The sequence below is a fragment of the Candidatus Aramenus sp. CH1 genome, from assembly GCA_022678445.1.
Taxonomy (GTDB): domain Archaea; phylum Thermoproteota; class Thermoprotei_A; order Sulfolobales; family Sulfolobaceae; genus Aramenus.
In genome coordinates, this window is sequence record JALBWU010000013.1 from 39,981 (window position 1) to 51,535 (window position 11,555).

An 11,555-nucleotide genomic window follows, 5' to 3' on the forward strand; every position below is an offset into this window, starting at 1 on the left:
AATGGTATCTACCGAACCACCCCGCGGAATGAGGGATCTAGTATTCGAGGAAGCACAGAAGATCAGATACATAGAACAGCTTTTTAGGACTCACGTGGAGTTAGCTGGTTACAACGAAGCAATAACTCCAATAGTAGAGGAATTCGAGCTATTCTCGTTAAAGGGCGGTGAGGAGATAAGGAACACAATGTACGTGTTCTTGGACAAGGCTGGCAGGGAACTGGCCTTAAGGCCTGAAATAACTCCAAGCATTGTCAGGCTATACCTTAATAGCATGCAACACATTCCGAAACCAGTAAGGCTTTATTACATAGGTAGGGTCTATAGATACGACGAACCACAGCAGGGCAGATATAGGGAGTTCAGGCAAGCGGGAATAGAACTCCTCGGCTCTGACAGCCTATACAGTGACGTGGAGGTTCTAGATCTTTTGTATAATTTTTACAAGAAGCTGGGAATAGCCGACGAGATTTCGATAAAAATTAACAATATAGGAATATATAGATTGTTATTTAGAAAATATGGAATTGAAGACAACCTTCAAGAGCACCTATTACACTTGATAGACAAAGGGAAGAAGGACGAGGCTCTTCAAATATTGCAGGATCACGTCAAGGACAGTGCCGGAATCGACTTTGCGACTAAGCTAATTCGGTCAGAGGTCAAGATGGAGAACGTAGATGGGCTAATTAGCTCAGTTAGTATAAAGGGACTAGCTGAGGAGGTAGAAAGGATAAGGAAGATAGTCCAAGTTCTAGGAAGTCTAGGGGTGAGACTCAGCGTAGATTTGAGCTTCGTGAGGGGATTGGCGTACTACACTGGCGTGATATTCGAAGTTATCCATCCGAAGGTGAACTTCAGCATAGCGGGCGGAGGAAGATACGACGGCTTAGTTGAAGTCTATGGGGGTCCAAGGACTCCCGCAATAGGCTTTGCATTAGGTATTGAGAGAACCTCAGCAGTACTCGATTACGAGAGAAAGTCACAGCCCCAAGTCGTAGTGATAGCCTTAGACGATTCAGTTATAGACTACGCGCTAGTTATCACCAATTTGTTGAGGGAGAAGGGGATATCTACCTTATTCAACGTGAAGGAACAGCAATTAGGGAAATTGCTTATGGCGTATTATGAGCAGAACGTTAAGGTTGCGTTAATTATTGGCACTAACGAAAAATCTTCTCAAAAGGTCACAATTAGAGACCTATCATCTAGAAAGCAGGAGGTTGTAGGGATAGGCGAGATTTTAGACCGTTTGAGACAAATATTATAACTTCTGCTCCTCTTCTATAGTGTTGATATAGTATGGAGGAGCTTCCCTCAACTGCAGTTGGAATTAAGCTAAAAGATGGAGTCATACTCGGTGCTGTAAGGAGGCTAAGTTATGGTGGATATGTACTGAGCAAATCAGCGAAGAAGGTCTTCTCCTTGGGAAGATTTGGCATAGCAGGCGCTGGGCTGTTTGGGGACTTCCAAAGTATAGTGAGGATAATGAACGTAGAGATCAAGTATTATGAGTTGGCAAATAATAGACCTATAACTACTAAGGCAGCAGCGAAACTACTTTCAGTTTTACTGTACCAGTATAAGTACATGCCGTTCATATCTGAAATACTGTTTGGCGGAATCGACGACGGAACACCGCAATTCTTCGTACTAGACCCACTTGGCTCCCTCCTTGACGACGTCTACGCTGCGGTAGGTTCTGGCGCGAGAGTGGCCATAGGAGTCCTAGAATCGGAATACAAAGATACCTTAAGCGTAAGCGAGGGTAAGGAACTTGTAATAAGGGCTCTAAGGGCATCGATAGAGAGAGACGTGACATCAGGAGACGGTATTGACGTATTAACGATAACAAGGGACAAGATAGACTCAGAATTTATATCAGCTTAACTTTAGCTTTTTAATAAGCATACGTATACGTGATCCATTACGCTTAAGTTATTGCTTGAGAGGAAGCTGTTCTCAGACTCTATCCTAATCAGAGGTCCGAAAATCGATATTAATGTAACGTACTTGTTAGACTGCTTCTTCTCAGTCACCACGTATCCATGACCGCAGAAGTCCCTTTCAGTGAACTCTGGTCTTGATTTCGCTATAACAAGTTTTACTTTCTCCCCTGGTGAGAAAACGTTAATCGACGATATCATGTCAACGTTTACCTTCAAATCCTCGCATTCAAGATTAATTAAGTCAATACCTCTGAGTGCTCCTGGTTCCACGGAAGCGATGTTACAGGTCTTTTCGAGTTTATAGTTATTTCCCGCGAGCAAGCTTTTTCATTTCCTTATTTAAGTTGATATATATTAATTTAGTGGGGCAGAGCTATGAGCGCTACGAGAAGAATAGTCTCGGATATGAATTCGTTATTGGACAAGACAGTTGTGGTGAGGCTAAATAATAACAGAACGTATGTGGGACAGTTATCAGCGTATGAGCTTAATCCATTTATAATTAGTTTAGCGAACGCCAAAGACAACGACAATAACAGTTACTTTAAGGTTATACTTAACGGAAACAATATAACAGAAATCCTTGTTAAGACCGCTCCATTATTTGACGTTAAAGAGTTCGCCGATCTAGTGGAAAAATCGCTCAACCTCAGGCCAGGAGACGTCAAGGTATACGAAGAAGCGGGGGTAGTGACTGTGCTGGAGAAAATCAAAGTAACGGAGGCTGGAGTAGAAGGAAGTGGACCGTTAGCCCAAAGGGTCTTCGACATTTATAACGATTACGTTTCAAAGAAGAGGAAAGAGAACAAATGATAGGGGACTTTGAGGTAAAGGACGAGGATCTAGCTGGTAGGATAGGTAACTTAGAGACCAGGAGTCAAAGGCTGGAGTCCCCAATTTTCTTTCCTGTAGTGAATCCGCTGAAGCCTGAGTTGAGCGTAGAAGATTTAAAGAAACTGGGACTAAAACAGTTCATAACAAATTCGTACATCTTGCATAAGAATAAGCTCGTCAACGACGACATACACAAGGAGCTAAACTTCGACGGAAGCATAATGACGGATTCTGGAGCATATCAGATACTCCAGTACGGAAGTGTTGAGATCACCAACAGGGAAGTCGTGGAGTATCAGTTAAAGATAAAGCCAGATATAGCTGTGTTCCTAGATTTACCAACCGGCAACACAGAAAGTTACGAAGATGCCAAGATCACGGTAGAGGAGACCATAAAGAGGGGAAAAGAGGCTCTAGAGTTGATTTCTTCCTCTAGCGATATCGTTTGGGTTCATCCAATACAAGGGGGAAGGTTTCTAGACTTATTGTCCTACTCAGCAAAGTTTGCCGACAAAACCCCTTATAAGTTTCTGGCCTTGGGAAGCCCTACAGTGGTAATGCAGGAATATGACTATGTGACGCTTATTGACATGATATTTGCCGTGAGGTCTTCTATCTCAAGAGGAAAACCTCTGCACTTGTTTGGGGGAGGTCTCCCCCAGATAATACCTTTTGTCGTAGCCTTAGGGGTTGACTCGTTTGATTCAGCCTCCTACATAATTTACGCTAGAGACAACAGATACATCACAAGGAGTAGAACCTATAGGCTAGAAGAAATGGATTACTTCCCATGTAGCTGTCCAGTTTGCTCTAGGTACACGCCTAAGGAACTCATGGAAATGGACAAAAAAGAAAGAACAAGGCTTTTGGCCATCCATAACTTGTACAAGATCGTTGAGGAAATAAACGAAACTAAGCTAGCCATAAGAGAGAACAGACTGTTTGAATACCTCCAGGAGAAATCATACGCTCACCCAAGCGTCTATTCCGCTTTCAGAAGGGTGCTAAAGTACGCGGAGTACTTGGAGAAGTACGATCCGAGAGTTAAGGGTGAAGTAAGGGGAATGTTCCTTTACGACGAGAACTCCTTGTATAGGCCTGAAATGTTAAGGCACAGGAGGTTCTTAGAGTCGACGACTAGGAAGCACAGTAAGGCTATAATAATATGTGGAGACAACCTTTCGGTTCCCTTTATCAACGACCCTAAGGTAAGAAGCGTTCTCCAGAGGCACTACCAAGACAGCGACGTGTACATAACAATTCCTTTCTACGGTCTAATTCCAGCCCTTATATCGGAGTCCTATCCTCTGGCCCAATTCGAGTTGCCTTCCGAGGTATCCGAGAGTGTTATCACAGAGACGTTGAACATCATCAAGAAGTTCCTGGCGAGTAAAAAATACGATAAAGTGGAATTCATTGAATGCGAAAGCTCAAGGCTCTCACATGTAATGTCTATCTAGCGACGATTTACTGTATTCCTTTTGAAGGTACTCAAGCTGTTTCTTTATTTCCTCTTCTATTCTTTTGGCGTCCTCGTAAAGCTCGCTTACGTCTATGTTAAGGCCAAGGATCTTATTTACAGCTTCTATTGCGGCTGCAGCGGCTGCCGGATCTATCCTGTCCCTATCGGCATAGGGCAAAATTACGGTGGCCGGTATGTCATATATCTCGGAATAGACGGTATAGAGGGCTAAGGGGCCTACCATGATTAACTGTTTGTCCAAGATTGGATAGTCTAGTTCCACGTTGCTTTTGGACGTCTTAATCCACTTGAGCTTCTCGTTGCTAGTTCTGTAGTTCTTGTCTAACCCACCGATAAATATCGCGTTCTTTACCTCTAGCTTCTTGATCCAGTCTATTACCCTCTTCGAGTACGCATTCCATTCCCTCTCAATCGGTAACACGTGATTCAGTTGGACTATTATATGGCTTTCTTCGTCGTAAAATAGCTCGTAAGGAGTAACTATTCCGTACTCGTCAAGGAAGGTAACGGCAGTAAGGTATTTGGTCGTTATGTAGCCTATCCTCTTCATTTTCCTCTGCAGTACAATATGTCTGGTAGCCAAGTAACCAACTTCTCCAAGCGTTCTAAATCCAGTAATGTAATACGCGTGCTTAAGCTGGCTCTCGTCCACGTCCTTAAGTATTATCTTCATTTTTAATTCTCCCCTTAACATTTACGGCTACTCCTTTCTTATATTCTATTGCCTCCTCTCCAGAAACCTTCATTTTTCCGTAGGCTATTAGCCGGTCTTCCTCATTCACCACCAGTACGTAGTCCCCAGCCCTCAAGGACTTATCAGCCTGGATCACGTGTTTAGAGAAAACGTTGCCGCCCTTTCTTATTACCTCTGCTATGTCGTTAGGGACGATAACTCTGTACTCGGGAGTCTTTGTACATTCCTTAATAGTTGAAGACGACAAGTCAGTTAAGGAAAACAAGTTATCCTGGGCCTTAAGGACAAGGTAAAGTCTATTATCTTTTAGTACGTTCCTAATCCTCCAAGTGTTGAGCGACCTTTGGACAGAAAAAGGGGACTTTTCCGGAAAAAGGCAGTCTGCAACATTTGGGTCAAACTGGTATTCGGCTATTGTCTTTAAGTAAATGAAGTCAAAGTCCATCAAGCTCTCTGGCTTTGTAACAAACTTCTCCGCCTTCTCACGCATACTTCTCTTCTCTCGATTTGTGGAAATCCCTCTTATTCTTATCTTGAAGTCTCTCTATGGCCCTCACGAAGTCTGAGAACGTTATTTCCCTTCTTCCTTCCCTTATAGTTATGTAGCCTGCCTCAGTGCACACGTTCCTTATGTCAGCTCCGCTAAACCCTTCAGTCATCCTGGCTATTCTCTCTAGGTCGAAGTCCTCTAGCCTTACTTTCATTTTCTTTATGTATATGTTGAATATTTCCTTCCTAGCACCGACGTCAGGCAATGGTATTTCAATAAGTCTGTCAAACCTCCCTGGCCTCAACAATGCTGGATCCAGTATGTCCACCCTGTTAGTAGCTGCAATTATCTTTACGTTATCTAGTGGATGAAAACCGTCTAGCTCAGCCAGTAGTTGCATGAGGGTTCTCTGAATCTCCCTCTCCCCGCTCGTACCTAGATCTACTCTCTTGGCACCTATGGCGTCGATTTCGTCTATGAATATTATGGATGGAGCTTTCTTTCTAGCTAACTCGAACACTTCCCTAACTATCCTTGCACCCTCTCCGACGAACTTCTGGGCAAACTCTGACGCTACTACGTGGATAAATGTGGCGTTACTCTCGGCAGCTACAGCTTTAGCTAGCATCGTCTTCCCTGTGCCTGGTGGTCCGTAGAGCAACACGCCCTTAGGTGGCTGTATTCCAAGCTCCTTAAACAACTCTGGGTTCTTGAGAGGTAACTCGATTACCTCCCTCAGTTCCTGGATCTGTCTAGATAGCCCTCCTATATCACTATACCTCACGTTGGGCCTCTCCTCAACTTCCATTGTCTTGACTAGAGGATCTTCCCTATTGGGCAAGATCTCCACTATAGTAGAACCCCTTTGGTTTAGGGCAACTTGGACCCCAGGCCTTAACTTGGATAAGTTAACGTTATCGCTAACGTTTACGACTAAGTTGGGTCCAGAAGTGCTCCTCACTATCACTCTCTTATCTTCTAAAACGTCTAGCACTATTGCCTCTATCAGGGGAGGGCTAAGCAATTTCTCCAGCTCTGACTTATAATAATTTAGCTCCTTCCTGAGGCTCTCGGTCTCTACTTGCAATGCCTTAATTTTTTCCTCAAGTAACCTTATCACTTGCTCGTCAGATTCAGAATTATCTCTTGAGAAGTCAAGGTTCCCAGACAAACTTACCCAATATATTCAGTTTATGAGATAGGCTAAAAATGTTTGTTGCTATCTATTATATAGTGAGAAGATGCAGAAGGAGGTACAGAATTACTGCGAGCTGTGCGGTTCTCCCATAAAGGGCAAGGGGATAACCGTAAGTTATGAGGGTAGCGTCATTACTGTGTGCAACTCCTGTTACGCGAAGATCAAGGGCCACTCTAAGATCGTCGATCCAAAGAAGGTTATCTACACCTCCCCAAAACAACAACTCCCTAAGCAACAGAAGGCGCAGCCTAAGCTAGAAAGCAAGGAGGACGTCTGGGAAATAGTAGACGACTATCCTAAGCTGATTAGACAGGCAAGGGAGAGCCTAGGCATGACCACTAAGGATTTGGCCCAAAAACTGAAAGTCCAGGAGAACGTCATAAAGAGGTTTGAACTGGGTAGACTTAAGCCCACTATTCAGCAAGCTAGAGAGCTGGAAAGAGTTCTATCCATCAAGTTGCTGGTTAAGGTCGAAGAGAAGGGTGAAGAGGGAGGCGCTAACAAGGCCAAGTACGAACTTACCTTAGGAGACGTAGTAAACATTAGAGAGGGAAATGAGTGAGAGCAGTACTGTTTGTATCAGATGAGTACAAAGAGGAAGCTTTAACCCTAGCCGAGAACGCGGGTTACGACGTAGTAGAAGTGTTCAAACTTCCTAAGGACCCCAACTCCCTGTTTTACATCCCTCAGGATAAAGTAGAAAAGCTGGCAGAGTCTGAGGACGTAGAAACCATAATAGTTTTTACCTTGCTTAAGCCAAGGCACTTCATAAATCTCGGCAAGAAGTTGCCAAATAAAAAGGTAATAGACAAGCTCCTACTGCTGTTGGAGATCTTCGCCCTTCACGCGGGCTCAAAGGAGGCAAAACTGCAAATAGAGCTGGCCAAGTTAAGATATGAACTACCTATAGTAAAGGACCTATACAAGAAGACAAAGATAACTGAGCAACAGGGACCTCTAGGAGCCGGAGTATACGGAGTCGAGGCTGAACTGAGGCTCTACCGCAGGAAAATAGCGAGGATAACAAGGGAGCTGGAACACTTAAAGAAGATGAGGGAGACGCAATTGCAGGACGCCAAGAGAATCGGTCTACCAACAGTGGCAATTGCAGGTTACACTAACGCTGGAAAGACCTCAATTTTCAACGCCCTAACTGGGTTGAGGCAGAAAGTCGACAACTCGATGTTCACTACCACGTCTCCTAAGAGGTACTCGATAAAGGTTGACGGCAAAAAGGTACTTCTAGTGGACACGGTGGGCTTTATCAGGGGAATCCCTCCGCAAATCATCGAGGCGTTTTTCGTGACGCTCTCGGAGATCAAGTACGCCAACGGGATACTCCTAGTCATTGACGTATCCCTATCAGACACATTGCTCGTGGACATGATAAGGTCCTCCTTTGCCATACTAAGGGAGATTGGGGTTTCCGGTAAGCCCATAGTGATCGTAGCCAACAAGGTGGACAAGGTTACCTCTTCTAAGGAGGTCGAGGAAAAGCTGGAGCTGATCTCAAAGCTGAGCGAGGAACTCTATAACCCCATAGTTAACGTTATAGTTACCTCGGCCACCAAGTTCTATAACATAGATAAACTGAGGGAGGAGATATTAAGGCTAGTGAGGTAAAAAACATATACGTATTAAGGCTCGGGCACAGACCTTCAAGGGATAAGAGGGTCACCACACACGTTGTCCTCGTTGCGAGGGCGTTCGGAGCCAGGGGTGTGTTTATTGAAGGGGAAGACCCAAAGCTTCTGGATTCAGTAAACAAGGTCAAAGAACTTTGGGGAGGCAGGGACTTCAAGGTTGAATTCACTACGTCGTCGAAGGAACTTGTGCGCTCTTGGAAGGAAAAGGGTGGGAAGGTTGTTCACTTAACTATGTACGGTATTAATATATCTTCTATACCTAGAGAATTAATAGAAGGCTTAGATAACCTATTAATTATTGTAGGAGCAGAAAAGGTCGAAGGTTGGTACTACAAGGAAGCTGACTACAACATAGCCATAGGCAACCAACCGCACTCGGAAGTGGCTGCATTAGCAATTTTTCTAGACAGGGTATATAAGGGGGAAGAGCTAAATGTATTATTTGAGGACTCAAAATTACTGATTATCCCTCAGGAGGCCGGAAAGAAGGTGATAAGGGTTGACAGACGTTGACGGCTTAATTGTAAACCTCGCTAAAGAGCTTTTAGGAGAGGAGGTACTGGACGTCTTACAGTTTCTCCTTAATAAGAAAATCGAGATAACGGACGACGAGATCGCCAACGAGCTCGGAGTAAAAGTAAACGAGGTTAGAAAGAAACTATATGCGCTTGCTGACCAAGGCTTAGTTAGCTACAGGCGTTCTAGGGACAAGGAAACTGGTTGGTACGTATATTACTGGAAGGTGAACAGGGATCAAATAAACGACATCTTACTAAGCAGGAAGAGGGAGATATTAACTAAGCTCAAGACGAGGCTGGAGTACGAGCAGAACAACGACTTCTACATTTGCCCTGAGGATAAGACTAAGTACACGTTTGAGGAAGCCTTCGAGAACGAGTTTAGGTGTCCACGCTGCGGTTCCCAGCTTGAGTACTACGATAGTAAGAAGGTAAGGGAAGTCCTAGAGAGGAAGATAAAAGAACTTGAGGAGCAAATAAACAAGGAGACTAAACTTGGAGCCAATAAGAGTGGTTGACCTCTTTAGCGGTGCAGGGGGCTTTTCGCTTGGTTTCAGAAACCAGGGATTCGAGATATCGTTCGCTATAGATATAGACCACTCAGCGGCAAGGACGTATTCCCTCAACTTTCCTGACACTGTTGTTATAGAAGGAGACGTAAGGGAAATTTCAGGAAGGGATATCCTAGACGTAGTAGGGAAGCCTCCTGAAGTTGTTATAGGCAGTCCGCCTTGTGAGCCCTTCACAGCTGCAAACTCCTTAAGGCTTAACAACCCCATTGATAGGTTATACGTAGACGAAAGGGGAAACCTCACTTTAGAGTTCATAAGGCTTGTGGGAGAACTTAGGCCAAAGGTATTTGTAATGGAAAACGTGCCCTCAATAGTAGAGACGGCAGAGTTAAGGGAGGCCATAATTCACGAGTTCAGGAGAGTCGGCTACGAGCCGGTCTTTAATTTCCTCCACGCAGAGGATTACGAGAATCCATCAAGGAGGCTGAGGGTCTTCATATCAAACGTTAAGATCACTCCAAGGCGTTCAAGTAAAAGGGTTACGGTAGCCGAGGCTCTAGAGGGGCTCGACGGCAACTTTGACGTGCCAAACCACGAGATCCACGAGATACCGGAAAGGAAGATGCTAGAGATATCGAAATTAGGCTACGGGGACTACTTAACCATGTTCAGGGGCCATAAAGGCGAAATACCGGTGGGCATAAGGCTTGATCCCTACGACTTGGCGCCCACAGTTTTGGGCAACTCAAGGTTCATCCACCCCTTCCACGATAGGTATCTGACCGTAAGGGAACAGGCTAGGCTAATGAGCTACCCTGACGACCACGTGTTTATAGGGAGTAGGGACGAGCAGTACAACCAAGTAGGGGAAGCAGTTCCAGTAGCCTTATCTACTGCTATAGCCTCTTTTATAAGGGTGAACGTCTTTGGCCTTGATGATAGGTCTCCACAACGCCACTAGTTACCAAAGGCTGATGGAGTTCTCAAGGGCAGCCTTCACTTTCAACGTAAAATACCTCGTTTTAACAAAGGTCGGGGGAACTGCTGCACAGTCTGGCGTACCGGATCTAAGTAAGATTGCGTTTAAATCAGGAAAGTCCTTCATAGTTCTCCCAGACCTAAAGGACGCCATAGATCTCTTGAAGCCAGACTACGTGTATTTGGTTAGCAGTTCCGCTGGCGAGGAGCTTAGTGTAGAGGGAATCGACGCTGACAAGAACGTGCTAATAGTTTTCCCTGGGATCGAAAGCGGTTTCACGAAAATAGAGCAGAGCCTAGGGAAGGTGGTCAAACTGCCAGGGTTAGAGGCAGACCCTGGTCCAGTAGCGTCGTTAGGGGCTTTAATGTACTGCGTAGTGTCAAAGAACTTGATGGAAAAAAATAAAAGTAGTCAGTGAAGAAGTTGATAAAAGGAGGGCCCGTCGTCTAGCCTGGTTAGGACGCTGCCCTTACAAGGCAGAGGTCCTGGGTTCAAATCCCAGCGGGCCCATGTGGGGTTAGGGGGATACACCCTAAGACCCCCCCACTGCTATTTTTCAATTTAACGTTCGTCTTAACGACGTCAATTAAGGGGCCTACGTAAAGTTTCCTTTAGCTCGCCATTTACCGTTTTGTTTCAACTGTTATAGAGACGCGACGATAACACACAGGGATTCGCACTTATCTTGCCCAAGATGTGTTTATGAGTGCGGCAGAGGCGTAATGACAATCACGAATTTCTGTGGGAGGGGGTTCTCAGACCCTCTCGACTGCCCCTAAAACGAGATATAAAAACCTAAACTGACGAGGAGAACTCTCTAAGGGGAGAGCAAGAGTTCTACCAAGGAACGTTTTTAGCAGACATTGGAGCTATGCCGGCCTGCATTTATTAAACTTTCAGAATATATATAGTTTTTAAAATATTATGAAACTATCTAACAGTCTGACCTACTCCCCTCCCTGCGAGGGTTCTGCATAGGTCTTGAGCGTTACTCCCCTTTAAGGGAGATACCCCGTGATGTGAAGAGAAAGGAAAGAGCCAAAGCGTTGACAATCTTCTTAACTCCAAGTTTCACAATGTTTAACGCTCCGTTGACGTCGCTGTGAAGTTAACGACCAAAAGGACAGCTAACGACACCCCTTGGGATTTCTGCCAACCTTAACGTTATGGAAGGCGTAGAGCCGCGAAGTATTGTACTCAACAACTAGAAACGCGATTATGCCGTACTCATTCACTATAGCGCCAACTTGCG

The 11,555-nt window shown here is 44.8% G+C and carries 15 protein-coding genes and 1 tRNA gene; 11 read left to right on the forward strand and 5 right to left on the reverse strand.

The window, feature by feature from the left end:
- Position 1: 1 nt before the first annotated feature.
- Positions 2-1,270 (forward strand): histidine--tRNA ligase, encoded by a 1,269-nt coding sequence (hisS, locus tag MPF33_10165; GenBank protein MCI2415585.1) that lies wholly within the window; start codon positions 2-4, stop codon positions 1,268-1,270.
- A 32-nt stretch (positions 1,271-1,302) separates the two neighbouring features.
- Positions 1,303-1,890: an archaeal proteasome endopeptidase complex subunit beta gene (gene psmB, locus MPF33_10170; GenBank protein ID MCI2415586.1), complete on the forward strand. Its 588-nt coding sequence runs from the start codon at positions 1,303-1,305 to the stop codon at positions 1,888-1,890.
- A 2-nt stretch (positions 1,891-1,892) separates the two neighbouring features.
- Here psmB and MPF33_10175 read toward each other — a convergent pair whose 3' ends face one another.
- Positions 1,893-2,219, reverse strand: coding sequence for a DNA-directed RNA polymerase subunit G (locus tag MPF33_10175; GenBank protein MCI2415587.1), 327 nt, complete (start codon positions 2,217-2,219; stop codon positions 1,893-1,895).
- A gap of 105 nt (positions 2,220-2,324) precedes the next feature.
- Between MPF33_10175 and MPF33_10180 the strand changes: the two genes are divergently transcribed.
- Both MPF33_10180 and tgtA read left to right on the forward strand, forming a co-directional pair.
- Positions 2,325-2,762 carry an Lsm family RNA-binding protein gene (locus MPF33_10180; GenBank protein ID MCI2415588.1) on the forward strand — a complete coding sequence of 146 codons (438 nt, stop codon included), beginning with the start codon at positions 2,325-2,327 and terminating at the stop codon, positions 2,760-2,762.
- Positions 2,762-4,243, forward strand: a complete 1,482-nt coding sequence (gene tgtA, locus MPF33_10185) for a tRNA guanosine(15) transglycosylase TgtA (GenBank protein ID MCI2415589.1) — start codon at positions 2,762-2,764, stop codon at positions 4,241-4,243. The genes MPF33_10180 and tgtA overlap by 1 nt, the downstream gene beginning before the upstream one ends.
- On the opposite strand, the gene MPF33_10190 is transcribed toward tgtA, so the two are convergent.
- The 3 genes from MPF33_10190 to MPF33_10200 are packed head-to-tail and all read right to left on the reverse strand — an operon-like array spanning position 4,223 to position 6,621.
- Entirely contained in the window at positions 4,223-4,939 is a 717-nt protein-coding gene (locus MPF33_10190) for a PAC2 family protein (GenBank protein ID MCI2415590.1), read from the reverse strand. The two genes, tgtA and MPF33_10190, sit on opposite strands and share 21 nt — an antisense overlap.
- Positions 4,923-5,450, reverse strand: a complete 528-nt coding sequence (locus MPF33_10195) for a pseudouridine synthase (GenBank protein ID MCI2415591.1) — start codon at positions 5,448-5,450, stop codon at positions 4,923-4,925. The genes MPF33_10190 and MPF33_10195 overlap by 17 nt, the downstream gene beginning before the upstream one ends.
- Positions 5,443-6,621, reverse strand: a complete 1,179-nt coding sequence (locus MPF33_10200) for a proteasome-activating nucleotidase (protein MCI2415592.1) — start codon at positions 6,619-6,621, stop codon at positions 5,443-5,445. Before MPF33_10200 ends, MPF33_10195 begins: the two co-directional genes overlap by 8 nt.
- Positions 6,622-6,691: 70 nt before the next feature.
- Here MPF33_10200 and MPF33_10205 point away from each other — a divergent pair, with 70 nt between their 5' ends.
- The 7 genes from MPF33_10205 to MPF33_10235 all read left to right on the forward strand — a co-directional run bounded on the left by MPF33_10205 (position 6,692) and on the right by MPF33_10235 (position 10,813).
- Entirely contained in the window at positions 6,692-7,210 is a 519-nt protein-coding gene (locus tag MPF33_10205; GenBank protein ID MCI2415593.1) for a multiprotein bridging factor aMBF1, read from the forward strand.
- Positions 7,207-8,271: a GTPase HflX gene (gene hflX, locus MPF33_10210; GenBank protein ID MCI2415594.1), complete on the forward strand. Its 1,065-nt coding sequence runs from the start codon at positions 7,207-7,209 to the stop codon at positions 8,269-8,271. The genes MPF33_10205 and hflX overlap by 4 nt, the downstream gene beginning before the upstream one ends.
- Positions 8,272-8,276: 5 nt before the next feature.
- Positions 8,277-8,807 carry a tRNA methyltransferase gene (locus tag MPF33_10215; protein MCI2415595.1) on the forward strand — a complete coding sequence of 177 codons (531 nt, stop codon included), beginning with the start codon at positions 8,277-8,279 and terminating at the stop codon, positions 8,805-8,807.
- A complete protein-coding gene (gene tfe / locus MPF33_10220; GenBank protein MCI2415596.1) occupies positions 8,794-9,330 on the forward strand; it encodes a transcription factor E in 537 nt (178 codons plus the stop codon). The genes MPF33_10215 and tfe overlap by 14 nt, the downstream gene beginning before the upstream one ends.
- A complete protein-coding gene (locus MPF33_10225; GenBank protein ID MCI2415597.1) occupies positions 9,308-10,285 on the forward strand; it encodes a DNA cytosine methyltransferase in 978 nt (325 codons plus the stop codon). Before tfe ends, MPF33_10225 begins: the two co-directional genes overlap by 23 nt.
- Positions 10,260-10,721, forward strand: a complete 462-nt coding sequence (locus MPF33_10230) for a RecB-family nuclease (protein MCI2415598.1) — start codon at positions 10,260-10,262, stop codon at positions 10,719-10,721. The genes MPF33_10225 and MPF33_10230 overlap by 26 nt, the downstream gene beginning before the upstream one ends.
- A 17-nt stretch (positions 10,722-10,738) precedes the next feature.
- Positions 10,739-10,813, forward strand: a tRNA-Val gene (locus MPF33_10235).
- Here the strand turns inward: MPF33_10235 and MPF33_10240 are convergent.
- Entirely contained in the window at positions 10,795-10,890 is a 96-nt protein-coding gene (locus MPF33_10240) for a hypothetical protein (GenBank protein MCI2415599.1), read from the reverse strand. The two genes, MPF33_10235 and MPF33_10240, sit on opposite strands and share 19 nt — an antisense overlap.
- Positions 10,891-11,555 lie beyond the last annotated feature (665 nt).